We start from the raw sequence: 25474 nt of genomic DNA on the forward strand, positions 1-25474 counted from the left end.
GCGGAAATCTGACGGAAGGTTGAGGCGAGAATGATCGAGGCCGGCCGGCTGGCGCCTTTGGGAGCGTTGCTGTTTCTTGTCGCCGCCGGTTGCGCGGACGCGCCCGGAGACGGCGCGGCGGCGAGCGACGAACCCGGGGCGGCGCGCGTCGCCGTTCCGGTGATCCCGCTGCCGAAATCGGTCGAAGCCGGACACGGACGATTCCGCCTTGCCCTTGACGGCGCCGTCCAGGCGGAAGGCGGCGCGGAGGCCGCGCGCGTCGCCCGCTATTTCGCCGACCTGATGGCGCGCACTAGCGATGCGCGCTTGCGGGTCGGGACGGGCGGCGCGCTTGCGACGGGCGCGCTTGTCTTTCGTCTCGACACGGACGGGCCGGCGCAGGAGGGCGCCTATCGCATCGACATGACGCCGGAGCGGACGACGGTCAGCGCCGCCTCGCCGGCGGGATTGTTCTACGGCGCCGTCACCTTCTGGCAGCTCGCCGCCGCCGCGCCGCGCGAGGCGGGCGCGCTCGTCCTCGACGCGGCGCGCATCGAGGACGCGCCGGGTTTCCCCTGGCGCGGCGTGATGCTCGATTCGGCGCGGCATTATCAGTCGCCGGATTTCATCAAGCGCTTCATCGACTGGATGGCGCTGCACAAGCTCAACGTCTTTCACTGGCACCTGACCGACGATCAGGGCTGGCGCATCGAGATCGGGAAATATCCTCAGCTCACGGAGATCGGCGCCTGGCGGGTTCCTGCGGGCGCGCAGGGCGTCGATCCCGAAACCGGCGCGCCGCGCCGCTACGGCGGCTACTACACGCAGGATGAAATCCGCGAGATCGTCGCCTATGCGCGCGCGCGCTTCGTCACGATCGTCCCGGAGATTGAAATGCCCGGGCACGCCTCGGCGGCGATCGCGGCCTATCCGCAATACGGCGCCGCGCCCGAAGGCGCGCTGCGCGCGACCCCGAGCGACTGGGGAATCTATCCTTACGCCTACAATATCGAGGAGGAGACGTTCGGCTTTCTCGAAGACGTCCTTTCCGAGACCATGGCGCTGTTTCCCGGCCCTTACATCCATGTCGGCGGCGACGAGGCGGACCCGGAGCAATGGGCGGCGGCGCCCGGCGTCGCGGCGCGCATGCGCGCGCTCGGCCTCGAAGGAGCGCATGCCCTTCAGGGCTATTTCACCCGGCGGATCGACTCGTTCTTGCAGGGCCAGGGCCGCCGCCTCGTCGGCTGGGACGAGATTCTCGAAGGCGGGACGTCGCGGAACGCCGTGGTCATGTCATGGCGCGGGATCGACGGCGCCGTGGAGGCGGCCCGGCAGGGACGCGACGCGGTGCTCGCTCCCGCGCCCGTTCTCTATTTCGACAACTGGCAAAGAGCGGATCCTGACGAGCCGCCGGGGCGGGGCCATGTGGTCTCCCTGCGCGACGTCTACATGTTCGATCCTTATCCGCACGCGCTCGACGACGCGATGCGCGCGCATGTCCAGGGCGTGCAGGCGAATATCTGGACGGAGCACATCCGCACCCATGAAAGGGTCGAACATATGGCCTTCCCGCGGCTGGCGGCGGTTGCGGAAAACGCCTGGGCGCCGACAGCCGCGAAAGACTGGCCGGGTTTCCTCGCGCGCCTGACCCGCCTGCTCGCGCTTTATGACCGGTTGGGCGTCGGCTATGCGAAAAGCGCCTTTACGCCGCGCATTACGGTCGAGCCCGGCGAGGACGGCGCCTTCCGGGTGCGGATCGACAACCAGGCGGATTACGGCGAGATCCGCTATGCGCTCGGGGGCGCCGAACCGGGCGCGGATTCGCCTCTGGCGAACGGAGAGATCGTTCTCAGCGGGCCGTCCATGCTCAAGGCAGCGACATTCGCGAACGGCGAGACGCTCGCCCGCGCGCAGATGAACGTCAGCGCCGATGCGCTGTTGCGCCGGCGCAGTCAGCAGCTTGCAACGTGTACGGAAAAGCTCGTCCTCAACCTCGAAGACGACGCGCCCCATGAAGGCCCGCGCGCGGTCTTTCTCATCGACGTCATGAATCCCTGCTGGCGGTTCGAAGGGGTCGATCTGACCGGCGTGACGGCGATCGAGGCGCGGGTGGGGCAGGTTCCCTTCAACTACCAGATCGGCGACGCGGTTCGCGAGATCGCATTCCGTCCCCCGCGCACGCCGGCGGGCGAGCTGGAAGCCCGCCTCGGCGGCTGCGAGGGCGAGCCGGTCGCGAGTCTGCCGCTCGAGGAGGCGGCGACGGAGCCGGCCGTTTCGGTCTTGCGCGCATCCTGGCCGACCGTATCAGGCGTGCATGACGTATGCTTTCAGTTTACGGCGGAGTCGGTCGATCCCCTTTGGGCGATCGATGAGATTCGCTTCATTCGGAGCGATGCAAAGGAATGAGCGAGAGAACGTTGACGGAAGCGCGCGCCGCCGACGACGGAGCGGCGAAGGGCCCGGTCGCGCTCGTCGCGCCATTGCCCGGGCTGGTGTCGCCGCTCGCCGAAACGCCCGATCCCGCTTTCGCGGGCGGGGCGCTCGGCGACGGGCTCGCCGTCGATCCGACGGGCGCGACCTTGCGCGCGCCCTGCGCCGGCGTGATCGTCGCCGTGGCGACGGCGCGCCACGCCGTCACCATCCGGGCGGAGAACGGGGCGGAAATTCTTCTTCATGTCGGCGTGGAGACGGTGGCGCTCGAAGGGGAAGGGTTCCGGACCCTGACGCGCGCCGGCGCGCGGGTGGACGCGGGCGCGCCGCTGATCGCTTTCGACATGGACTTCGTCGCGCGGCGGGCGAAGAGCCTCGTCACGCCCGTCCTCGTCGTCAACGGCGAGGCGTTCGCCGTCACGCGCCGCGCGGCGGCCGGCGAGATCGCGGAAGGCGACTTTCTGTTCGAGGTCGCGCCGCGCGCCGTCGCGCCGGCGACCGAATACAAGGCCGACGATGAGACGAAGGCGGAGGAAACGGCGCTCGTCGCCATGCCGCACGGGATTCACGCCCGGCCGGCGGCCGACATTGCGGCGGCGGCCAGGGCGTTCGCCAGCGACGTGCGGCTCGTCGTCGGCGCGCGCGAAGCCAACGCCCGGAGCGTGTCGTCGCTGATGAGCCTCGGCGCGAAAATGGGAGACGCCGCGCGCGTGCTGGCGCGCGGACGGGATGCGTTGGAGGCTGCGCGCGCCGTGGCGGCGCTGATCGGCCCTTCCGGGCGAAGCGCGCGCCGAAAAGGCGACGACGATCCGCAAACGGAAGAGAATAGCGTCGCCGGCCCGTTCGCCGGCGAAACCGTGCTGACGGGCGTTTGCGCCGCGCCTGGTTTCGCCGTGGGCGAGGCCGTATTGCTTGCGCCGGAGTCCCGCGAGGAGGATTACGAGAACAAAGGGCTTGAGGTCGAGCGCGCCGCGCTCGACGCCGCGCGCGAGGCTGCGCGGCGGCGCCTCGTCGAGGCCATGGACGGCGCCGGTCAGGCGCAGCGCGGCATCCTGCGCGCGCACGCCGACCTTCTCGACGATCCCGAACTGGCCGAGGCGGCCGCCGCGCGCGTTGCGGCGGGGGAAAGCGCGCTCGCAGCCTGGCGCGGCGTGATGCGCGAGCAGGCCGCGCGGATGCGCGCCATGGCGGACCCGCGCATGGCCGAACGCGCAGCCGATTTCCTCGACCTGGAGCGTCAGGTCGCGGACGTGCTGCTCGGCCGCGCGCCGCAGGCGTCGCCAATGGCCGAAGGCGCCGTCCTCATCGCCGAGGAGGTCTATCCCTCGCAGCTTCTGCGCGCGGACGGAGCGCGCCCCGCCGCCATTGCGACCGCCGCCGGCGGAGCGAGCAGCCACGCGGCGATTCTCGCGGCGAGTCTCGGCGCGCCGATGGTGGTCGCCGCCGGCCGCGATCTTCTGCGCGCGCCCGCCGGAGCGCCCGTCATCGTCGACGCCGATCGCGGCGAAATCGTCGTCAATCCGAATGCGGATCGCCTGGCGAGGGCGCGCGAGCGTCTAGCGCGCCGCCGCGCGCGCCGCGCGCAGGCGCTGGAAACAGCTCGCGCCGCGTGCCGCACCAGGGACGGCGCGCGCATCGAAGCGCTCGCCAATCTCGCCTCGCCGGCCGAGGCGCGCCTCGCCGTGGAGAATTTCGCCGAAGGTTGCGGCCTTCTGCGTACGGAGTTTCTGTTTCTCGACCGGCTTTCGCCGCCCGATGAAGACGAGCAGGCCGAACAGTATCAGGCCGTCGCCGATGCGCTCGGCGCGCGCCCGCTCGCGATCCGCACGCTTGATATCGGCGCGGACAAGCCTGCGCCCTATCTCGCGCTGGAAAGAGAGGAAAATCCCGCGCTCGGCCTGCGCGGTCTGCGCGTTGGGCTCGAACGGCGCGATCTTCTGGAGGCGCAGCTGCGCGCGATCTTGCGCGTAAAGGCGCGCGGGCCCCTTCAGATCATGCTGCCGATGGTGAGTTTTTCCGACGAGCTCGCCGCGGCGCGCGCCATGCTCGACGAGCTGCGGGCGGCGATGGGCCGCGAAGAGCCCGTCCCGCTCGGCGTGATGGTGGAGACGCCCGCCGCCGCGCTCATCGCAGGCCGGCTCGCCGAGGCGGCCGATTTCTTCTCCATCGGCACCAACGATCTTGCGCAATACGCGCTGGCGATCGACCGCGGCCACCCCGGACTGGCGGGCCGGCTCGACCCGCTGCATCCGGCGGTGCTGCGGCTCGTCGCGATGACGGCTGAGGCCGGCGCCGCGCGCGGGCGGAGCGTGAGCGTATGCGGCGGCGCGGCGTCCGATCTCGCCGCGGCGGCGGTTCTCGTCGGCCTCGGCGTCGGCCGCCTTTCCGCCGCGCCCGCGCGCGTTCCCGAGATCAAGGCGTTTATTCGTACTGTGACGATGGAGGAGTGCCGGGAGGCCGCCCGGCGCGCGCTCGCCGCGCGCGAGGCCGCCGAGGTTCGCGCGATCGCGCGCGAGATCTGGCCGCATCTGGACGAGGAACGATGATGAAGCAATCCTTCGCCGCCGGCGCGATGGCGGGGGCCCAGCGCCTCGGCCGCTCGCTGATGTTGCCCATCGCGGTGCTGCCTATCGCGGGCCTGCTGCTGCGCGTCGGCCAGCCGGACATGCTGGCGATCCCGTTCGTCGCGGCGGCGGGCGAGGCGATCTTCGCCAATCTCGGCCTTCTGTTCGCCCTCGGCGTCGCGGTCGGTTTCGCGCGGGAGAACCACGGCGCGGCCGGCCTCGCCGGCGCCGTCGGCTTTCTCGTGGCGACGCAGGGGGCGGGCGCGCTGATCGCCCCGCCCGCCGAGCTCGCCGCCGGATGGAGCGAGGCGACGCGCGCCTTCGAGCTCGCGGCCTACAAGGAGCAGGCGCTTTCCAAAATGAGCGTGCCGATCGGCATTCTCTCCGGCGTCGTCGCGGGCCTGCTCTATAATCGCTATGCGGATATTCGCCTGCCGGATTATCTCGCCTTTTTCGGCGGCCGGCGCTTCGTTCCCATAGCAAGCGGATTCGTCGGCCTGGGGCTCGCTTTCGTCTTCGGCTTCGGCTGGGCGCATCTGGAGCGGGCCATGGACGCCTTCAGCCTGTGGATCGTCGATCTCGGGGGGCTCGGTCTGTTCCTTTACGGCGCGATCAACCGGGTACTGATCGTCACCGGCCTGCACCATATTCTGAACAACGTCGCTTGGTTCATCGTCGGCGACTATGAGGGCGCGACGGGCGACCTCAGGCGCTTCTTCGCGGGCGACCCTGAGGCGGGCGCCTTCATGAGCGGGTTCTTCCCGGTGATGATGTTCGGCCTGCCGGCCGCGTGCCTCGCCATGTATCACGCTGCCCGCCCGGAGCGGCGCAAGGCCGTGGGCGGCATGCTTCTGTCGATGGCGCTGACCTCTTTTCTCACCGGCGTCACCGAGCCCATCGAGTTCGCATTCATGTTCCTCGCCCCGCTTCTTTACGCCGCCCACGCGCTGCTGACCGGCCTTTCGATGGCGCTGATGGACGCGCTCGGCGCGAAGCTCGGATTCGGCTTTTCGGCGGGACTGTTCGATTACATCCTGAATTACCGCGCCGCGACGCGGCCCTGGCTTCTTCTGCCGGTCGGAGCGGCCTATTTCGCCCTTTATTATGCCGTGTTCCGCGCCTGCATCGCCTGGTTCGACCTGAAGACGCCGGGGCGCGAGGCGGCGGACGAAGCCCCGCTCACGCGCGCGCCGCGCGCCGTCGAGGCCGGCGAGTCTGCGATGGGCGAGCGCGGGTCCGCTTTCGTCGTCGCGCTGGGCGGGGCGGACAATCTCCTTTCCGTAGACGCTTGCACGACGCGGCTGCGCCTGACGCTCGCCGATCAAGACGCGGTCGATCGCGCCGCGCTCGCGCGGCTGGGCGCGAAAGGCGTCGTCAGCCCCGGCGGTCCGGCCTTGCAGGTGGTGCTCGGTCCGGTCGCCGATCAGGTTGCGGCGGAGATGCGCGCCGCGCTGCCCGCGCGGACGGGCGAGCGGCCCAGGGCGTCGGCCAGGGCTGCGCCGTCCGTGGCCGCGCCCGAGATCGACGACGACATGCGCGGGCTGGCGAAGGCCGTGCTCGACGCGCTGGGCGGGGCGGGAAATGTGACGGACGCGGAAGAAGGGGCGGGCCGGCTGTGCGTGCGTCTGGCCGATGCGGGCCGCATAGACGAGGCGGCGCTCAGGCGCTGCGGCGCGCGCGCGCTCGCGCGGCCCTCGCCGGCGAGCGTCCAGCTCCTGCGCATGGCCGCGCCGGCGCGCCTCGCCGCGGCGATGAAAGAGGCGCTGGGACAGGCCGGCGCGGCGCGCAGGGCGTCGCCCTGACAGGGATCCGGCCTGGCGGCGGAGGAATCATGTTCCGTTCGAATGACGACGAACGCCGCCCGGACCGGGGCGCGCGCTAGCCGCGCGCCTTCAGCGCCGCCCTGTGGGCGCGTGCCTCCTCCACATAATGGGCCGCGCCGATGAGGGCCATCCTGTCCTCGCCCTCCTTCAGGTCGCGGAATTTCCGCGCCGGCATGCCGGCCCACATCTCGCCCGTCGGCACGACCTTTTTCGGGCTGAGAAAGGCGCCCGCCGCCAGCGCGGCGCCGGTTTTCACCACCGAGCCGTCGAGCATGGTCGCGCACATGCCGACGAAGCCGCCGTCCTCGATCGTGCAGCCGTGCAGCATGCATTTATGGCCGATGAGGACGTTCTCGCCGATGACGACGGGCAGGCCGCCCCAGCGCGGATCGTCGACATGGACGACCGTGCCGTCCTGCACGTTGGAGCCCTTGCCGACGACGATCTTGTTGGTGTCCCCGCGCAGCACGCAGCCGTACCAGACGGAGGCGTTCTCATGCACCTCGACGTCGCCGCACACGACGGCGCCCGGCGCGATGAAGGCGCTCTCATGAATTTTCGGCTGCTTGCCGCCGATGGGGAAGATGAGGGGTTTCATGGAGCGAAGTATGCGCGGGGCGGGGAAGCGGTCAATGGGAACGGGCAGATGTTTCCTGCCTGAAACATGTGGCGTTATTCGATCACGCTGTTCATGGTTTTGCATGTCTTTGGACGGCTGCTTCCATAGTGAAACTGGCCCTGTTTTGGGAAAAAGGTTATGCTTTTCAGAAATGACGACTGAGAATAAGCGGCCCTGAGAAGTGATCAACAGCGATTACGTCATCTACGTAGATGAGAGCGGCGATGCGAACATCGACAAAATCGACCCGCAATATCCGATTTTCGTTCTGACATTCTGCATCTTCCAGAAGGAGCCATACGCCTCTACCGTTTCGCCTTCGATTCAGCGATTGAAATTCAAGCACTTCAACCATGACAACGTGGTTCTGCACGAATACGACATCCGAAAGCCCCGAGGGCAGTTTGCGTTTTTGCGGGACGCCGTAAAGCGCGCTGAATTTCTGGCTGATCTTGCAAGGGTCATTTCGGATGCGCCGATGACCATCATCGCCGCCGTCATCAAGAAGGATGAACTGAAACAGCGATATGTCGATCCGGATCATCCCTATGAGACGGCCCTGAAATTTTGCCTTGAACGAACCTACCATTTTATGCGCGAGCGGGCGCAAGCCGATCGTCAGACCGTCATTCTCGCCGAGGGGAGGGGAAAGGCGGAAAACGACGCATTGGAGCTTGCCTTCCGACGGATTGTCGATGGCGAGAATTTTGCTAGCGTACGAATGAATTGCTTTAAGCTGATGTTCGCCCCAAAAGGCGTGAATCTTGGCGGTATGCAGCTTGCCGATCTGACTGCAAGGCCGATCGGCCTTAGCGTTTTACGACCCGATCAACGCAATCGTGCTTTCGAGATCATCGAGCCCAAGATTCGACGGGGACCGACGGGGCTCTCCGGGTTTGGACTGAAGGTTTTCCCATAAAACAAAAGGCCCCGACAAAGCCGGAGCCTCTTGCCGACCGGATATGTCCAGTCCCTAGCTGGCATGGAAAATAGGGCGAAATGTCCCTATTGTCAAGGATTCTGGTCGTTTTGAACGCTCGCGGCCTGTCGCCTTTCGCATGTCTTATCCCCTCGCCGCGTCCGGCTGATTGTCCGGGTGCGCCTTGACGAAGGCGGGATGCGCGGTGCAGCGCTCATAAATTGCATTGAGCCGCGGCGCGCCGGCGAGATCAACGCCGAAGCGCAGCGCGGCGTAGATCTGCGGAACGAGGCAGATGTCGGCGAGGGTGGGCTGATCGCCGACGCAATAATCGCCGGCGGTCTCGGCGACCATGGTCTCGACGGCCTCGATCGCGCCTTTCACGAAGCGGTCGAGCCAGGCTTTGACCCCCGCTTCGTCGAGGCCGGCCTCCTCGCGCAGGTATTTCTGTACGCGCAGGTTCTGAAGGGGCTGGGCCTCGCAGGCGATGGCGTAGGCGATCTGGCGCGCCCTGGCCCGCATGAGCGGATCGGCCGGCAGCAGCGGCGGGGCGGGATATGTCTCATCCAGATAGTCGATGACGGCGAGCGACTGGACGAGCGTCGCGCCGTCGTCCGTCATGAGCGCGGGCAGAAGGCCCTGCGGGCTGACCTTGAGATAATCGGGCGATTTCTGCTCGCCCTTGAGCAGGTTCACCGGCGCATAGTCATAGTCGAGTCCCTTGAGGGCGAGGGCGATGCGCACGCGATAGGTCGCGCCCGAGCGCCAGTAGCCGTAGAGCTTCATGCCTTATCTCCTTCCACGCCGGCGATTTTTTGCGTCCAACCTAGAGAACCCGGCGGCCGGGGAAACCGCGTCGCGCCGCGCTCGCCGGGAATTGATTCAAGATAGTAACATATGTTACCAATCATCGCGAATGGCGGGCCGCGACGGCCCCGGCCGCCCTGGCAACAGGCGAAGGAGGCTTCCCATGGCCGATCTTTTCGAAAACCCCATCGGCACCGACGGCTTCGAGTTCGTCGAGTTCACGGGGCCGGAGCCGGACAAGCTCGCGAGACTTTTCGAGACGCTCGGTTTCACGGCGGTCGGCCGGCATCGGTCGAAGGACGTCGTTCATTACCGGCAGGGCGACATCAACTTCATTCTCAATCGCGAGCCGAGCGGCCAGCCGGGCGCCTTCCGCAACCGGCACGGCGCCGGCGCCAACGCGATGGCCTTCCGCGTGAAGGACGCCGCCCATGCGTTCGAGGAAGCCGTGCGCCGGGGCGCCCGGCCGGTCGAGGCGAAAGCCGGTCCGATGGAGCTCAACATCCCCGCCATCGAAGGCATCGGCGGACTCTATGTCTATCTCGTCGACCGCTACGGCGCGAAGACCATCTACGACGTCGATTTCGAGCCCATCGAAGACGCGGAGCCGGCGAAGAACAGCGCGGGCCTTACCTATATCGATCATCTCACCCACAACCTCCATCGCGGCAACATGGCCAGGTGGGCGAAGTACTACGAGGACATCTTCAACTTCCGCGAGATCCGGTATTTCGACATCGAGGGCAAACTCACCGGCCTCGTCTCCAAGGCGATGACGAGCCCGTGCGGCAAGATCCGCATCCCGCTCAACGAAAGCCAGGACGACAAGTCCCAGATCGAGGAATTCCTCCAGCGCTATAACGGCGAAGGCATCCAGCATATCGCGCTGGGTACGGACGATATCTATGAGACGGTGGAAGAGCTGCGCCGGCGCGGGGTGCCGTTCCAGTCGACGCCTGACACATATTACGAAAAGGTCGGCGAGCGCGTGCCGGACCACGGCGAGGACCTGGCCCGGCTTAAAAAGAACCGCATCCTGATCGACGGGGCGCCGACAGAAGGGCAGGGGCTTCTTCTCCAGATCTTCACCCAGGACGCCATCGGCCCGATCTTCTTCGAGATCATCCAGCGCAAAGGCAATGAAGGCTTCGGCGAAGGCAACTTCAAGGCGCTGTTCGAATCGATCGAGGAAGATCAGATCCGCCGCGGCGTCTTGAAGGAAAGCGCGTAAGACGGCGTTCGCCCGTGATGTTCCGTGCGGATATTTTCTCCTGCCCGTCCGGACTTTCGCCGGACGGGCGGAAGAAGGAGGCGGGATGAGTACAGCGTCGCAAGTCGCGGAGGAAACCCCGCAGCTCGTCCTCGCCGCGTTTTTGCCCTATCGCATCGTGGCGCTCGGCCACGCCCTCAGCCGCCGGCTCGGGCGGGCCTACGCGGATGAAAATCTCGCCATTCCGGAGTGGCGCGTGCTCGCCGTGGTCAGCCAGGCCGCGGCGATGGCCGCGCGCGACGTGGCGGCGATGACGCCGATGGACAAGATGGCCGTCAGCCGCGCCGTCGCCTCACTGGAGGAAAAGGGGCTCGTGCTGCGCAAGCCCGATCCGAACGACCGCCGCGTGTCGATGCTGTATCTCTCGGCGAAGGGGCGCGCGCTGTTCGCCCGCGTCGCGCGGCTCGCGCTCGATTTCGAGGCGCGCCTGATGGAGGCCCTCGACGAGGACGAGGCGCGCACGTTCCGGGCCGCGCTCGACAAGCTCGACGCGCGCGCGCGTCAGCTTGCGGCGGACGGGGTTTCGGAGCCGGCCGACGCCTCCTAAACTGGCGCCGACGGTCTGATCGGCGTTCTGCGGAGCCAGAGGCGAGTCGGCATGCGGCGTTTCATCGAGGCGAGTCTCGCCGCGCTTTTCCTTTCCGCCTGCGTCTCCTTTCCTCCGCCGCCGCCGGCGCGCGAGACGCCGCGTTTCGAAGACGGGCGCTTCGTCAGCTTCGACGGCGCCGCATTCGGCCTGTCGGCGTGGCGCGCCGAGAACCCGCGGGCGGTCCTCATCGCCGTGCACGGCATGAACGACTACGCGAAAGCCTTCGAAGGCGCAGGCGAGTGGTGGGCGCGCGAAGCGGGCCTCGTCGTCTACGCCTATGACCAGCGCGGCTTCGGCCGCTCGCCCGGTTTCAGGCGCTGGCCGGGGGCTGCGACGATGCGCGCGGACCTGCGCGCCGCGATCGCGGCGGCGCGTGCCGCCCATCCCGGCCTGCCGCTTTACGTGCTCGGCCATTCCATGGGCGCGGCCGTCGTGATGACCGCGATGCGCGACGGCCCGCTCGACGCCGACGGGGTCGTGCTCGCCGCGCCGGGCGTGTGGGGCGGGGCGCAAATGCCCGTCGCCTATCGCATCTTTCTCAATCTCGCCGCGAGCGTCGCGCCGGGCAAGACCGTCACCGGCGAACGGGCCGGCCGGCGCGCGACGGACAATGTCGAGATCCTGCGCGCGATGTTCGCCGATCCGTTGGTCATCAAGGACACCCGCCTCGATGCGGTTCTCGGCGTCGTGCGCCTGATGGGCGCGGCCTGGGACGCTTCGGACGAGATCGGCGGGCGGATTCTGGTTCTCTACGGGCGCAAGGACGAGATCATCCCTGTACGGAAAATGCAGCACGCCGCCGCGCGCCTGTGCGGCCGGGTCGAGACGCGCGTCTATGCGGAGGGCTGGCATCTTCTCTTCCGCGATCTGCAGGCCGAGCGCGTCTGGCGCGACGTCGCGGCATGGACGGCTGAAACCGGCGCGGCGCAGCGCTGGCGGCCGACGGCGCGGGGAGCGGACGCCGCAAGCCCGGTGTCAGGGGCCGGGCCCGCGACGTCCGCCTGTGCAGGCGCCGACGGTGGCAGGTCAGTCGCCGTTGCCGTGCAGCGGCCGGACCGGACCGGCATGTGAGGGCGGCCGGCCGACCCGTCGTCTGGAGGGCGAGCGCCGCTGCACGTTGCTCGTTATACGCGCGCCGGCTTAACAAAAGGTTGTGATAAATAATTATAGCAATTTTTGGTTGTGTCTGTCATGGGCCTGGCGCGCCGCCGGATTCGGCGCGGATCCAGTCCAGAAAGGCGGCATTTGACGCGCCTGGATCGACTCTCAGGGCGGCGACGCAGGGAGTTTCATATGGGTGGAGCCGTAAAATGAGGTCGCGGGCTGAGGAAGCGGCGCCCTCATGCGTCTTTACGATGAAGGTGATTTCCTCCGCGGTTTCCACCGCGCCGCGCCAGCGATAGATTGAGGTCGAGCCGCCGAGGATGTTCACGCAGGCTGCGAACTTCTTTTCGACCAGCGCGGCGGCGATCTTCCGGGCGGTCTCAAAGTCGGGAGCGGTTGCGTAAAGAAATATTATGCTCGTCATCGTATATCATATCCTTCTATGAAGGTTCTGGTCGTCTTCCGTCAGCGCGACGGAGACGTCAACCGCGGAGACTGTCGATAGTATGTATGCGTTGGATTCAGACAAGGCGGTGGTCCTTTTCTCCGGCGGCCAGGATTCGGCGATCGCGCTCGCCTGGGCGCTGCAGCGGTTTGACTGGGTGGAAACCATCGGTTTCGACTACGGCCAGCGTCATGCGGTGGAGCTGGGCGCGCGCACCGCGCTGCGGCGCGAGCTGACGCGCGACTTTTCCGCTTTCGCCGCGCGGCTGGGGCCTGACACGCTGGTCGATCTGGGCGGCCTTGGACGGCTCAGCGAGACGGCGCTCACGCGCGACGCCGAAATCGCCGTCGCTGAGAACGGCCTGCCGACCACCTTCGTGCCGGGGCGCAATCTCGCCTTCCTGGTGTTCGCCGCGGCGCTCGCCTATCGGCGCGGCGCGGGCGCGCTGGTCGCCGGCATGTGCCAGGTCGATTATTCAGGCTATCCCGACTGCCGGGAAGAAGCCTTGCGCGCGCAGATTGAGGCGATCCGCCTCGGCATGGACGCCGCTTTCCGTCTCGAAACGCCGGTCATGCATCTGAGCAAGGCCGAAAGCTGGCGCCTGGCTGAAAAGATCGGGGGGCGCAGACTCGTCGATCTCATCAACGAGCATTCGCACAGCTGCTATCGGGGCGTTCGCGCGACGCGCCACGAGTGGGGCTATGGCTGCGGGGATTGTCCGGCCTGCGACTTGCGCGCCAAAGGGTGGGCGGCTTACGTCGCCGACGAGGGCGGCGAGACGGCGACCGGGAAGGCGAAGTGACGACCTATTCCGTCAAGGAACGCTATTACACCTTGCAGGGCGAAGGGGCGCAGGCGGGCCGCGCGGCGGTGTTTCTGCGCTTCGCCGGCTGCAATCTGTGGACGGGCCTCGAAAAGGATCGCGACAGCGCCGACTGCCGGTTTTGCGACACCGATTTCGTCGGAACCGACGGACCGGGCGGGGGCAGGTTCCGCTCTGCGGACGCGCTCGCGGACCATGTCGCGGCGGCCTGGCCGGCGGGCGCAGGCGGGCGCCCGCTCGTGGTGTGCACCGGCGGGGAGCCGCTTCTGCAGCTCGACGCGCCGCTTATTGACGCGCTGCATGCGCGCGGCTTCGAGGTGGCGGTCGAGACGAACGGCACGATAGCTGCGCCCGCCGGGCTCGACTGGATCTGCGTCAGCCCCAAGGCCGGCGCGCCGCTCGTTCAGACCGAAGGCGACGAGCTCAAACTCGTCTTTCCGCAGGACGGGGCCCCGCCTGCGGCGTTCGAGCGCCTGCGCTTCAAGCGTTTTTTCCTGCAGCCTATGGACGGGCCGGAGGTTTCGCGGCATACAGCCGCCGCCGTCGAATACTGCAAAGCCCATCCGCAGTGGCGTCTGAGCCTTCAGACCCACAAGCTGATCGGCATTCCTTGAAACGCCGAAGGACGCGCCGCCATGCGCATCGTCAAGTCGATAACCTTCGACGCCGCGCACTATCTGGCCGATTGTCCGGATGCGCGGCCCTATGCGCGCATGCACGGCCATTCCTTCACGCTCGAGGTGGCGATCGACGGGGAGCCTGACCCCGAGACCGGCTGGGTCGTCGATCTCGGCGATGTCGCCGAGGCGCTCGCCGAGCTGCGGGACAGCCTCGATCATCGGCTTCTGAACGAGGTCGAGGGGCTCGGCCGGCCGACGCTCGAGAACATCTGCCGTTACGCGGCCGAGCGTCTGCGCGCGCGGTTCCCGGGCCTTGCGCGCGTGCGCGTCGCGCGTCCCTCCTGCGGGGAGGCCTGCGAGTACGAACTGTGAGGCGGCCCGCGAGACAGGCGCAAGACGAGGCGATCCGGCGCCGAATCGTCTTTCCCGCCGTTTCGTTCGCGCCAGCCGCCTCGCGCGCATCGTCAAGAGACGGCGCGCGTCGACGCGACGCCGGGAAAACGGCGGCTATTCCTCCAAGGCCTCGCCTCTGATCAGCGCACGGAACGTCATCAGTTCCTCGCCCATGAGAATCATGTCGCCGTCCTGGTCCATCGCGTCGAAATCGAGAAGATATTCGCGGATGTAGTCCTCGCGGGCGATGGCCGGCGCCGCGCCGGCCATATAGGCGAACCTCTCGCGGGCCCGTTCCGCCGCCTGCCGCGCGGCCGCCTCAGGGTCGAGCTCTTCGACGAAAGCGCGGAACTGGCGCTGGCGGGCGGCCTCCTCGTCCGTCGCCGGCGCGGCGCGGGCGGCGTTTTCCCGCCAGGACAGAACGAGACCGACGAATTCCTCCGCCGTGAGGCGTCCGTCGCGGTCGCTGTCCGCCGCGGCGAAATCGAGCCGCGCTTCTTCATAGGCCTCCGAGCGGGTCAGCACCTCGCGGTCGAAGGCCGCGCGCAGATCCTCGATCGCCGACCCGCCGGCCTCGCTCGGCCGGACCGGATCGTCGCGCGTATAGGTGAGGGTGCGCTTCTCCTCGCCGACCACCTCGCCGTTGATGGTGCGGGTGAAGATGACCGTCTGCCGGAGCTGCTGGCGTTTGTTGAGCTGATCGGCCATCTCGTCCGGGTCGATCTCGGCCTCGGCGGACTGGTCTTCGGCCCGCCCTTCCTGCCCTTGCGCGGCTGATCCATCGGCGGGCTGCTCCGGCGCTTGCGCGCGCGCCGCGGCGAGGCTCGCGCCGACGACGGCGAACGCCGCGACGATCTTCAAAACCGCCATGATCGGCCTCTCCGATGATTGCGCCGCGGATGATAAGAGGTTCCGGCCCGCGCGCAAAATCGCGTCAGACCGGCGGAGCCGCCTCGACGGTCGGGCCGAAGATCTTCTCGAAGGCGGCGCGCAGGGCGGCGTCGGCCTCGTCCATCGAGACCGGCAGGCCGAGATCGACGAGGCTCGTCACCCCGTAGCGCGAATCGCGCACGCCGCAGGGCACGATGCCCCCGAAATGGGAAAGCTCGGGCTCGACGTTGAACGCGATCCCGTGAAAGCTCACCCAGCGCCGGATGCGCACGCCGATGGCGGCGATCTTGTCCTCGCGCGGGGGCCCGCCGGGCTGCGTGCGGTCGACCCAGACGCCGACCCGGTCCTTGCGAATCTCCCCGCGCACGTTGAACCGGTCGAGCGCGCCGACGATCCACGCCTCCAGCCCCGACACGAAGGCGCGCACGTCCCGGCCGCGCTCGGCGAGATCGAGCATCACATAGGCGACCCGCTGCCCGGGTCCGTGATAGGTGAGCTGGCCGCCGCGGGCGCTTTTGTAGACGGGAAACCGGTCCCGCATGAGCAGGTCTTCGAGGCGGGCGCTGGTCCCTGCGGTGTAGAGGGGCGGATGCTCCAGCAGCCAGACGAGCTCGCCGGCCGCGCCGGCCCGGATGGCGCCGGCGCGCGCCTCCATCGCGGCGACGGCCTGCGGATAGGCGATGCGGCCGGGACTGACGGCCCATTCCACGGGCCGGTCCCGCCGCAGACGGTCGAGAGGGACGGAGCTGCGAGTCACGGACTTTTCTTGCCTGCCGGCTGCGATCGCCTAGATAGGGCCTGAAGCGCGCGAAAGCGACGCTTTCGGCGCCGTCGGCGCGGCGTCGCCGACAGGGCTTCACAGGGCGCGAGCGTTTTGCTATCCCGCGCCCTCTCTTCAGGCGACGGGCCTTGCCCGCGCCTGAGCCGGCGCGGTTGTGGCGGAACTGGTAGACGCGCAGCGTTGAGGTCGCTGTGGAGCAATCCGTGGAGGTTCGAGTCCTCTCAACCGCACCATTCTCATTGCATCGCCATCTGCGTTTGCGGATCTGGGCCGGCGCCGATTTACGTTTCGTTCATTCTCTCTGCAGTCCCATGCGCGAGTCGGTCTAGAATGACGGCCGACCGGGAAGGTGTCTGACAGAGGGGGGGCCGATGTCGCCGGGCGCGCGACCGCAGCCGGATTTCCGGACGGTGTTCGAAGCCGGTCCGGGGCTCTATCTGCTGCTGTCGCCCGACTTCGATATCGTCGCGGTCACGGACGCCTACTGCCGCGCGCTCGGGCGCAGCCGCGACAGCCTCGTCGGGCGCAACGTCCTCGAAGCGTTCCCGCCGGACCCGTCGGATCCCGACCGCCGGGCGGTCGCGGATCTTGAAGCGTCCCTGCGCCAGACGCTTGCGCGCGGCCTGCCGGACCTCATGGAGATCGTCAAATACGACGCCCTCGGCGACGACGGCGGTCGGATCGAGCGTTACTGGAGTCCGCTCAACGTTCCGGTCGTCGACAAGGAAACCGGCGAGGTCATCTGGATCATTCATGAAGCCCAGGACGTCACCGAGCTCGTCAGGGCGCGCGACAGCAGCGCAAGCGCGGGTCGTCTCGCCGAGGAGCAGGCCGCCGTCATCAGGCACCTCAACGTCCGCAACGAGGCGCTCGCCCGCCAGATCGCCGAGAACGAGCGTCTGAGCAGGGAGCGCGAGCGCGCCTTCGACGCCTTTCTGAAAAGCGAGATGCGCTTCAAGACGCTCGCCGACAGCCTGCCGGGCGTCGTTCATCGCAGCGTGCGCGGCGCCGACGGCTCCCGGCGGAATGTCTTCATCAGCGCGGGCGTGGAGAAGCTTCTCGGCGTTCCCGCGCAGGAATTCATGGAGAACCGGGCGTTCCTCTCTGACTTTATGGACCGGAACGACCGCGATCTGCGCGAGGCGGCGCTGAAAAGAGCGGTGGAGCGCGGCGAGACGGCCGAATTCGAAGCGAGGATGATTCCGCGCCAGGGCGGCGTGCGCTGGTGGCGCGTGCATACGACGCCGACGCGCATGGCGAACGGCGATATCCAGTGGGACGGATTCGCCATCGACGTCACGGAACGCAAGGCCGCCGAGCATAATCTTCAGCAGGCGCTCAAAATGGAGGCCATCGGCCAGCTTACCGGCGGCCTCGCGCATGACTTCAACAATCTGCTTTCGGTCATTCTTTCGAACGCCGAGACGCTGAGCGAGACGCTTGCCGACGACGAAGAGCTGCATGCGCTCGCCGACATGACGCGGCGGGCGGCCGAGCGCGGCGCGGAGCTGACGAACGGGCTTCTCGCCTTTGCGCGCCGCCAGCCGCTCGAACCGCGCCCCGTCGACGTCAACCGGCTGGTCGTCGGCATGGACGGGCTGCTGCGCCGCTCGCTGGGCGGCGATATCGAGATCGAACTGGTCCGGGGCGCGGGGCTGTGGCCGGCGATGGTCGATCCGGCGCAGCTCGAAGCGGCACTGCTCAACCTCGCGCTCAACGCCCGCGACGCGATGCCGAAAGGCGGGCGGCTGACCATCGAGACGGGCAATGCGCATATCGACGACGATTACGCCGCGGCGCATGCGGAGGTTTCGCCGGGCCAGTATGTGATGGTCTGCGTGACCGACACGGGCGCGGGAATGGAGCCGGAGGTCGCCGAGCGCGCGTTCGAGCCGTTTTTTACGACGAAGGGGCCGGGCAAGGGCGCCGGGCTCGGCCTCGCCATGGTGTACGGCTTCGTCAAGCAGTCCCGCGGCCATGTGAAAATTTACTCTGAGCCGGGGCAGGGAACGGCGATCCGCATCTATCTGCCGCGCGCCGCGCCAGCGGAGGCGTCCGCCGAGGAGGACGACCGCCGCGCCGCGGACGGCGTCCCCGGCGGGACGGAGTCGATTCTCCTCGTGGAAGACGATCCGCTCGTGCGCGAGAACGCCGAGCGCATACTGAAGAATCTCGGCTATCGCGTGCTCTCGGCCGATCGCGGCGCGAGCGCGCTGGCGATTCTCGAGCGCGGCGATCCTGTGGACCTTCTGTTCACGGACGTAGTGATGCCGGGCGGGATCGCCGGCCCCGAACTCGCCGCGCGCGCAGCGGAGTTGCGGCCGGGGATCAGGGTTCTTTTTACGTCCGGCTACACCGAGAGCGCGGTGGTGCATCACGGACGGCTCGATCCCGGCGTCAATCTCATTCGCAAGCCATACGGCCGCAAGGCTCTTGCAAGGAAGCTCAGGCAGACGCTCGATGAGAAAGGGGGAGCGAATGACGGTTGAGACCCGTTTCGGCTTGACGGCGTCGATCGGCGCGTGTCAATCCGCGCGGCGCGAAAGCGATGCGCGCTTAAGGTCGTGGAGGAGACGACTGTCGCCAGACATGCGGAGGGCTGGATCATGACCACCGTCCTGCTCGTCGACGACGACGAACTGTTTTGCGCCTCGATCAAAGCGGGGCTGGAGCAGAAAGCCTATCGCGTGCTGGTCGCCAATGACGGCGAGTCGGCGCTGCGCGCGGTCGAGCGCGACGCGCCCGACGTGGTTGTGCTCGACCTTTTCATGCCCGGCATGGAGGGGATGGAGACCTTGCAGCGCATGCAGCGGCTGCGCCCGCAAATGCCGGTCTATGTCGTCACAGGCGGGGGCAGGAGCCGCCTCTTCGAGCTGCTCGACGTGGCCGAGGGTCTCGGGGCCGCCGGAACCCTGCGCAAGCCGTTCACGGCGAACGATCTCATCCGGTTAATCGAGAAGAAAGACTGACCGGGTTCGATATCGTCTCCCGTCGGGCGCTGGCGGGAGATTTGCAGGCGCTGAAGGGCGAATCCGCCGCAGGAGGCGACACGTGGCGCGATTATCCGCAATTGCGGCTGCGGCCGCGGCGGCTTTCGTTGCGAGTTCCGGTCTCGCGCCGGCGAAAACCGTCGTCGTCGGACCGGCGCCCTGTCCGGCGCCGCCCGATATCGAGCCCTATGTCCCGCCGGCGGACGTCGCGGCCGATTCGAACGCAGACTTGCGGTTGGACGACCGGGTTCTCGTTCTGAAAGACGCGGAGATCGGGCCGGAGCTTATCGGGCGGTTCATTCTCGACGCGCATACCGGCCTGCCCTACCGCGTCGAGCCGGGGGAGCAGGAACATGCTTGCGGGCGATAAACCGCCTGCCTGACGGGCGCTTGTCCTGTCCGTCCTGAAATCATCACGAATTCCTCACGCAGACGGCCGCGACGGCGGCGGGCGCGCAGGGCGAAATCGCTCGCGCTGTCCCGGTCCGTCGCGCCGGCGTGCGCCTCCCGTCGCCGAGGCGCGGCGGGTCGGGACAGCCCCGATCGCAAGGAGGCGGGCTCGGCTCGATGTCAGGCGGTTTCGCCTGACTTCGCTCGCGGGCGCGCCCGGGAGCGCAGATCCACCCCTGAGGCCGGACGGCGAGCCGTCCCGCCCGAAAACGAAGCGGAAAGGAGACGCCGATGTCTTTCAGCAAACCTGTCCTGGCGACGATCCTCGCGGCGGCGATCATCGCCGGCGCCGGCCATGCCGCGGCCGATGACGCGCAGCGCATTCGCAGCGTGCGCGTCGCCTATGACGATCTTGATCTCGACAGGGAGGCCGATGCGCGGGAGATGCTCGCCCGCCTCGAACGCGCGGCGCATGAGGCCTGCGGACGCTATCCCGAGCGGCACTCCAGCTACCGGATAATGCCGGAACGGACGAAGGCCGCGTTCCAGGAGTGCCGGCGGCGCGCGGTGGCGGCCGCCGTGCAAGAGCTGAACGCCGCAAGGCTTAACGAATTACATGCGCGATCGGCGGGATAATCGGCCAGCCGGTTCGTCCGCGCGCGCCCGGCTTTATCTTGTGAGCGCGCGCATTTCATCGGAAACTGATCGGGCCGCGCCTGAACGGTCGGGCGCGGATCCCGTCAGCTCCATAATGAGTCGCATGAACGAACAGGCCGCCGCCGCCAGGCCTCAGGAGATCGATCTCAGCCGCGAGGAGCCGTTCGCGCTGGGCGACATCCGCGTGCGTCCGACCGCTTTGGAGATTGAACGCCGCGGCCAGGCGACGTCGATCGAGCCGCGCGTGATGAAAGCGCTGATCGCGCTGCATCGCGCCGGAGGGGCGACCGTCACGCGCGATGCGCTGATCGATCAATGCTGGGGCGGGCGCATCGTTTCGGAAAGCGCGATCAATCGCTGCGTCTCGCAGCTGCGCAAGGCGCTGGCGAGCAACGGGGGCGATGCGGGCGTGATCGTGGAGACGATTCCCAAGGTCGGCTACCGGCTTCAGGTCTCGCCCGCGCGCGCGCCCCTCGCCGAGAAAGCGCCTGACGTCGCCGCGCAGGAAAAGCGGACGTCGCCCTTGCGATTGATCGCCGTTGCGAGCGCTCTCGGCGCGGCGCTCGTCGCGGGCGCGCTTTTCTTCCTGTCGCGTCCTGCGCCGTGGACCGCCGTGGCGTATCGACCGATCACGTCCACGCCGGAAATCGAGACCTATCCGGCCCTGTCGCCGGACGGATCGCAGATCGTTTATTCGTTTCAGAGCGACCCCGACGCGCCGCGCGACCTTTATTTGCAGGGCGTCGCAGCCGGCGCTCCCGCGCCCTTCACCTCGGGTCCGGCTGACGACTATGGCGCGGCCTGGTCGCCGCGCGGGGACAGGGTGGCCTTCCTGCGCCGGTCGCCCGGCGCGCCGTGCGCGCTCGCGATCGCCCCGATCCCGCGCGGGCCGGTGCGGATCGTCGCGCCCTGTCTCGCCGCCGACTACACGCGGGTTTCCTGGCTTGACGAGAGCACCCTGATCCTTTCCGACGCGCCCGGGCCCGGAGAGCTGCGCCGCATTCGCGCCGTCGATATCGAAACGGGCGCGGCGCGCGATTTGACGACGCCGCCGGCTGCTACGCTCGGCGATCATGATCCGCAGGCTTCTCCCGACGGGCGCTACGTCGTCTTCCGGCGAACGCTCATGACCGGGGCGGACGATCTGTTTCTTCTCGATATGCGCGCCGGAAAGGAGCGGGCGCTGACCCGCGACGGGTGGAAGGCGGCCGGCTATGTGTGGTCGGCCGACAGCCGCCATGTCTTTTTCTCTTCCAATCGCGGCGGCGGCTTCGGTCTTTGGACCGTCGAGGTTCGCCGCCCCGGACCGCCGCGGCGCGTAAGCCTGGGGCTGGGCGCGGTCACTTTCACGCGCATGTCCGCCGACCGTCATGACAGGCTCGCCGTCGAGGCGCCGCGCGGGCGCGTCAACATCGCGGCCGCGACGCCGGGGGGCGAAATCGTTCCTGTCACGGACGGCGCCGGCGACGATTGGGAGCCCGCCGCCGCGCCCGACGGTCTCGTCGCCTTCGTATCCACGCGCAGCGGCTCGCCTGAACTGTGGACCGCGGACGCGGACGGCCGGCTCGTCCGCGTCACAGAGCTTGGCGCGAGCTACATGACCGATCCTGTCTGGTCGCCGGACGGCGGCCTGATCGCCTTTTCGGCGGTGCGCGGGCGCCGCGCCGAGCTCTACGTCGTCGCGCGAGACGGTTCGCGGCTGCGCGTGCTCACCGACGACGGCGCGGCCAAGCATGACCCGGTCTTTTCCGCTTCGGGCGAGCAGGTCTTCTATGTCGAGCACGGACTTGCCGGCTGGCGGCTCATGCGGATCGAGCTGGCCGAAGGCGCCCGTCCCGAGCCGGTTCCCGGCGGCGAAGGCTGGCGATCGCTGCGCGCCGCGCCGGACGGCCGGCTGTTCGGGGTTCGGGAGGGCTCTTCGCAGATCGTCGCGCTGAACGGCCCGGCGCCGCATGTCGCGCTCGGCGAGGGCGATTTATGGGCGGCGGGCGAAGAGGGGATTTATATCGTCCGCGCCGGCGAAGGCTCCGGCGCCGCGCTGCTGCTTCATCCCTGGGAAGGCGCGCCGCGCAAGGCGGGCGATCTGCCGACCGGCGCCGGGCCGCCGAGCGCGGGCGCCGACGGGCGCGTGCTGTTCTCCCGGCCGCTCGATCAGGAGGTCGACATCGGCCTTTTGCGCCTCGGCCGCCGGCCATGATCCGCGCCGGCCTGTAGACATCGTCCGGCGGGCTTTCTATGAGCCAGAGCGAGAGCCCGCCCGCGTCGATGCGCGAAGGCGGCTTTTCGACAGCCCGCAGCCGCCGGCGTCCGACAGACGGAGACTTCATGCGCCTTTCCCGATACTTCCTTCCGCTGCTCAAGGAGACTCCTTCCGAAGCGCAGATCGTCTCGCATCAGCTGATGCTGCGCGCCGGCATGATCCGGCAGGAGGGGGCGGGAATCTACGCCTGGCTGCCGCTCGGATTCCGGGTGCTGAAGAAGATCGAGCGGATCGTGCGCGAGGAGCAGGACCGCGCCGGCGCGGTCGAAATGCTCATGCCGACCATCCAGCAGGCGGAGCTGTGGCGCGAGAGCGGACGTTATGACGCTTACGGCAAGGAGATGCTGCGCATCAAGGATCGGGGCGAGCGCGAAATGCTCTACGGTCCGACCAACGAGGAGATGATCACCGAGATCTTCCGGGCCGGTATTCGTTCGTACAAGGACCTGCCGAAGCTGCTCTATCATATCCAGTGGAAGTTCCGCGACGAGATTCGCCCCCGCTTCGGCGTCATGCGCGGGCGGGAATTCCTGATGAAGGACGCCTATTCGTTCGACTTCGACGAGGCGGGCGCGCGGCGCAGCTACAACCGCATGTTCGTCGCTTATCTGCGCACCTTCGCGCGCATGGGACTGACGTCCATTCCGATGCGCGCCGAGACGGGCCCCATCGGCGGCGATCTCAGCCATGAGTTCATCATCCTGGCCGACACGGGCGAAAGCGCGGTCTATTGCGACCGCCGCCTTTTGGAGCTGCCTGTTCCCGGCGCCGACACCGACTTCGAAGGCGATCTGCAGCCGATCATCGATCGCTACACGTCCTATTACGCCGCGACTGACGAGAAACACGACGCGGCGGCTTTCGAAAAACAGATCGCCGAGGCGGACCGCATCGCCGCGCGCGGCATCGAGGTGGGACACATCTTCTATTTCGGGACCAAATATTCCGAACCCATGCGCGCCCATGTGACGGGGCCGGACGGGAAGGAGCGGCCCGTGGAGATGGGCTCCTACGGCGTCGGGGTCTCGCGGCTCGCCGGCGCGATCATTGAGGCCCATCATGACGAGGCGGGCTGCAAATGGCCGGTCCCCGTCGCGCCCTTTCACGTGGGGCTGGTCAATCTCAAGGCCGGCGACGCCGGGACGGACGACGCCTGCGAACGGCTTTACGCCGCGCTTGAAAGGGAAGGCGTCGAAACGCTCTACGACGACACCGGCGCGCGGCCCGGCGAAAAATTTGCGCGCATGGACCTGATCGGCCTGCCTTACCAGCTCATCGTCGGTCCGCGCGGACTGGAGAACGGCGTCGTCGAAATCAAGCGCCGCGCCGACGGCGCGCGCGAAGAGCTGGCGCCCGAGGCGGCGGCGGAGAAACTGGTCGCCGACATTCGCGCCGCCCTGGCGGTCGCATAGCCGCGTCGCGCCGGCCTTACAAAGCGAAAAGCCAGGCGGCGAAAACGATCGCGGACACGGCCATGGCGCCGACGATCGCCCAGCTCGTTGCAAGCCTCATCTCCCTCTCCCCCGGACTCTCCAGCGTCGCGCTTGGCCGAAAAAGCCTGCCGGCCCGGCCTGGCCGGGAACGCAACGCGCTGGCGGCGAACGCGCCTGTCGCGGTCTCTCTTCCGGCGAGACCGAATTGACTTCCTCCGATCCCGCGCTTGCGCGGTCTGAATATGGATCCGCCCGGTCCAGAGATCATGTCCGGGAATTTTCCGACGCGCGCCGCGCCCTTCGGCGCAGAGGAAAATCGCGAGCGGTTTGGCGGCGCCGGAAATCGTGTTACCTGCTCATTCCCGATACCGCCGCGAGCCCAGGCCGATGACCGCCGCCTCCCAACCCCCCGCGCAGCCCGCCGCGACCCCGCCCTTCGCCTTTTTCGAATGGATGATCGCGCGCCGCTATCTGGGCGCGACGCGCAGCGGCAAGGGCGCTTCGCTCATCTCCATCATCGCCGTCGTCGGCATCGCGCTGGCGGTGGCCGTCCTCATCAGCGTGATGTCGATCATGCAGGGATTCCGGGCGAAGCTGCTCGACCAGCTTCTCGGCGTGAACGGCCATGTCTTCGTTCTCTCGCCCGAGCCGATCGAGGACTACGAGGCTCTCGCCGCGCGGCTGCTCGACGTTCCCGGCGTGGTCGAGGCGACGCCGCTCATCCAGGCCCCTGTCTACGCCACGGCGCGCGGCGAGACCGGCATCTTCGTGCGCGGCGTGCGGCCTGAGGACCTTCAGCGCATCCGCTATGTGACGGGTCCGGATCATGTGAAGGCGGGCTCGTTCGAGACCTTCGGCCAGGGACGCAACGGCGGCGACGAAATCGCCCTCGGCAGCCGGATCGCCTATTCGCTGGGCGTGGGGCCGGGCGATCCCGTGACGCTCGTTTCCGGGCGCGGCGCCGACACGCCTTTCGGCCCGACCCTGCGCAAGAAGACCTATCGCGTCGGGGCGATCTTCGAGGTCGGAAACTCCGAATACGATGGATTCATCGCCTATATGCCGCTCGCGCAGGCGCAGCTCTTCTTCAATTACGGCGACGCCGTCCAGCAGATCGAGCTCAAGGTCGAGGATCCGGACAGGGTGGCCGACTATCGGCGCGCGCTTGCGGGAGCGGCGCCCGGCTATGAGATCCGCGACTGGCGGCAACAGAACCGCAGCTACTTCAACGCGCTCCAGGTCGAGCGCTTCGCCATGCGGCTCATCCTCTTCCTCATTCTCATCGTGGCGGGCCTCAACATCGCCACCGGCCTCATCATGATGGTCAAGGACAAGACCGGCGACATCGCCATCCTGCGCACCATGGGCGCGACGCGCGGGGCGATCATGCGCATATTCTTCCTCTCCGGCTCGCTCATCGGCGTTCTCGGCGCGGCGTTCGGACTCCTCCTGGGGGCCATGTTCGTGTGGAACATCGACGCCATCGAGAACTTCCTTTCGATGCTGTTCAACACGGACCTTTTCCCGGCGGAGGTGTATTATTTCGACGGCGTGCCGGCGGAGATGCAGGCCGGCGAAGTGGCGTTCGTGGTGATCGGCGCGCTCCTCATGTCGTTTCTGACGACGCTGTACCCGTCCTGGCGGGCGGCGCGCCTCGATCCGGTGGAAGCCCTTCGTTACGAATAGG

The 25474-nt window shown here is 67.9% G+C and carries 22 protein-coding genes and 1 tRNA gene; 18 read left to right on the forward strand and 5 right to left on the reverse strand.

Annotated elements, in window-relative coordinates:
* The first annotated feature begins 30 nt into the window (after positions 1-30).
* The 3 genes from CHB64_RS05640 to nagE are packed head-to-tail and all read left to right on the forward strand — an operon-like array spanning position 31 to position 6775.
* Positions 31-2385, forward strand: a complete 2355-nt coding sequence (locus CHB64_RS05640) for a family 20 glycosylhydrolase (RefSeq protein ID WP_089411636.1) — start codon at positions 31-33, stop codon at positions 2383-2385.
* Entirely contained in the window at positions 2382-4955 is a 2574-nt protein-coding gene (gene ptsP / locus CHB64_RS05645; RefSeq protein WP_089411637.1) for a phosphoenolpyruvate--protein phosphotransferase, read from the forward strand. Before CHB64_RS05640 ends, ptsP begins: the two co-directional genes overlap by 4 nt.
* Complete coding sequence (nagE, locus tag CHB64_RS05650) at positions 4952-6775, forward strand: N-acetylglucosamine-specific PTS transporter subunit IIBC (protein ID WP_200815241.1); 1824 nt, start codon at positions 4952-4954, stop codon at positions 6773-6775. The genes ptsP and nagE overlap by 4 nt, the downstream gene beginning before the upstream one ends.
* 76 nt (positions 6776-6851) lie before the next feature.
* Here nagE and CHB64_RS05655 read toward each other — a convergent pair whose 3' ends face one another.
* Positions 6852-7394 (reverse strand): gamma carbonic anhydrase family protein, encoded by a 543-nt coding sequence (locus CHB64_RS05655; RefSeq protein WP_089411638.1) that lies wholly within the window; start codon positions 7392-7394, stop codon positions 6852-6854.
* A gap of 202 nt (positions 7395-7596) precedes the next feature.
* Here CHB64_RS05655 and CHB64_RS05660 point away from each other — a divergent pair, with 202 nt between their 5' ends.
* On the forward strand, positions 7597-8334 hold the full coding sequence (locus tag CHB64_RS05660; protein WP_089411639.1) for a DUF3800 domain-containing protein: 738 nt from the start codon (positions 7597-7599) through the stop codon (positions 8332-8334).
* A gap of 144 nt (positions 8335-8478) precedes the next feature.
* Here the strand turns inward: CHB64_RS05660 and maiA are convergent, their stop codons facing one another.
* Positions 8479-9120, reverse strand: coding sequence for a maleylacetoacetate isomerase (gene maiA / locus CHB64_RS05665; RefSeq protein WP_089411640.1), 642 nt, complete (start codon positions 9118-9120; stop codon positions 8479-8481).
* A gap of 184 nt (positions 9121-9304) precedes the next feature.
* Between maiA and hppD the strand changes: the two genes are divergently transcribed.
* From hppD to CHB64_RS05680, 3 genes are all read left to right on the forward strand, one after another.
* Positions 9305-10372, forward strand: a complete 1068-nt coding sequence (hppD, locus tag CHB64_RS05670; protein WP_089411641.1) for a 4-hydroxyphenylpyruvate dioxygenase — start codon at positions 9305-9307, stop codon at positions 10370-10372.
* A gap of 85 nt (positions 10373-10457) precedes the next feature.
* Positions 10458-10958, forward strand: coding sequence for a MarR family winged helix-turn-helix transcriptional regulator (locus tag CHB64_RS05675; protein ID WP_089411642.1), 501 nt, complete (start codon positions 10458-10460; stop codon positions 10956-10958).
* A gap of 51 nt (positions 10959-11009) precedes the next feature.
* Positions 11010-12071, forward strand: a complete 1062-nt coding sequence (locus CHB64_RS05680; RefSeq protein ID WP_089411643.1) for an alpha/beta fold hydrolase — start codon at positions 11010-11012, stop codon at positions 12069-12071.
* Between the two features lie 118 nt (positions 12072-12189).
* Here the strand turns inward: CHB64_RS05680 and cutA are convergent, their stop codons facing one another.
* A complete protein-coding gene (cutA, locus tag CHB64_RS05685; protein ID WP_089411644.1) occupies positions 12190-12528 on the reverse strand; it encodes a divalent-cation tolerance protein CutA in 339 nt (112 codons plus the stop codon).
* Positions 12529-12610: 82 nt separating this feature from the next.
* Between cutA and queC the strand changes: the two genes are divergently transcribed.
* From queC to CHB64_RS05700, 3 genes are read left to right on the forward strand one after another with little or no spacing between them, the layout of a single operon-like run.
* Positions 12611-13351, forward strand: a complete 741-nt coding sequence (gene queC, locus CHB64_RS05690; protein WP_089411645.1) for a 7-cyano-7-deazaguanine synthase QueC — start codon at positions 12611-12613, stop codon at positions 13349-13351.
* On the forward strand, positions 13348-13986 hold the full coding sequence (gene queE, locus CHB64_RS05695) for a 7-carboxy-7-deazaguanine synthase (RefSeq protein WP_200815242.1): 639 nt from the start codon (positions 13348-13350) through the stop codon (positions 13984-13986). Before queC ends, queE begins: the two co-directional genes overlap by 4 nt.
* Before the next feature lie 21 nt (positions 13987-14007).
* Positions 14008-14364: a 6-pyruvoyl trahydropterin synthase family protein gene (locus CHB64_RS05700; RefSeq protein ID WP_089411647.1), complete on the forward strand. Its 357-nt coding sequence runs from the start codon at positions 14008-14010 to the stop codon at positions 14362-14364.
* A 135-nt stretch (positions 14365-14499) separates the two neighbouring features.
* Here the strand turns inward: CHB64_RS05700 and CHB64_RS05705 are convergent, their stop codons facing one another.
* Positions 14500-15255, reverse strand: a complete 756-nt coding sequence (locus CHB64_RS05705) for a hypothetical protein (protein WP_089411648.1) — start codon at positions 15253-15255, stop codon at positions 14500-14502.
* A 64-nt stretch (positions 15256-15319) separates the two neighbouring features.
* A complete protein-coding gene (gene lipB, locus CHB64_RS05710; RefSeq protein ID WP_200815243.1) occupies positions 15320-16033 on the reverse strand; it encodes a lipoyl(octanoyl) transferase LipB in 714 nt (237 codons plus the stop codon).
* Positions 16034-16205: 172 nt separating this feature from the next.
* On the opposite strand from lipB, the gene CHB64_RS05715 reads away from it, so the two are divergent.
* The 8 genes from CHB64_RS05715 to CHB64_RS05750 all read left to right on the forward strand — a co-directional run bounded on the left by CHB64_RS05715 (position 16206) and on the right by CHB64_RS05750 (position 25473).
* A tRNA-Leu gene (locus CHB64_RS05715) sits at positions 16206-16290 on the forward strand.
* A gap of 138 nt (positions 16291-16428) precedes the next feature.
* Positions 16429-18546, forward strand: coding sequence for a hybrid sensor histidine kinase/response regulator (locus CHB64_RS05720; RefSeq protein ID WP_089411649.1), 2118 nt, complete (start codon positions 16429-16431; stop codon positions 18544-18546).
* A 117-nt stretch (positions 18547-18663) separates the two neighbouring features.
* Positions 18664-19026 (forward strand): response regulator, encoded by a 363-nt coding sequence (locus CHB64_RS05725; RefSeq protein ID WP_143265945.1) that lies wholly within the window; start codon positions 18664-18666, stop codon positions 19024-19026.
* An 82-nt stretch (positions 19027-19108) separates the two neighbouring features.
* A complete protein-coding gene (locus CHB64_RS05730; RefSeq protein ID WP_089411651.1) occupies positions 19109-19417 on the forward strand; it encodes a hypothetical protein in 309 nt (102 codons plus the stop codon).
* A 311-nt stretch (positions 19418-19728) separates the two neighbouring features.
* Positions 19729-20073, forward strand: coding sequence for a UrcA family protein (locus CHB64_RS05735; RefSeq protein ID WP_089411652.1), 345 nt, complete (start codon positions 19729-19731; stop codon positions 20071-20073).
* Positions 20074-20197: 124 nt separating this feature from the next.
* A complete protein-coding gene (locus CHB64_RS05740; RefSeq protein WP_159462424.1) occupies positions 20198-22291 on the forward strand; it encodes a winged helix-turn-helix domain-containing protein in 2094 nt (697 codons plus the stop codon).
* Between the two features lie 128 nt (positions 22292-22419).
* Complete coding sequence (gene proS / locus CHB64_RS05745) at positions 22420-23766, forward strand: proline--tRNA ligase (RefSeq protein ID WP_089412005.1); 1347 nt, start codon at positions 22420-22422, stop codon at positions 23764-23766.
* Between the two features lie 408 nt (positions 23767-24174).
* A complete protein-coding gene (locus CHB64_RS05750; RefSeq protein ID WP_089411654.1) occupies positions 24175-25473 on the forward strand; it encodes a lipoprotein-releasing ABC transporter permease subunit in 1299 nt (432 codons plus the stop codon).
* Position 25474: the final 1 nt, after the last annotated feature.

The organism is Amphiplicatus metriothermophilus (assembly GCF_900199215.1).
GTDB lineage: Bacteria > Pseudomonadota > Alphaproteobacteria > Caulobacterales > Parvularculaceae > Amphiplicatus > Amphiplicatus metriothermophilus.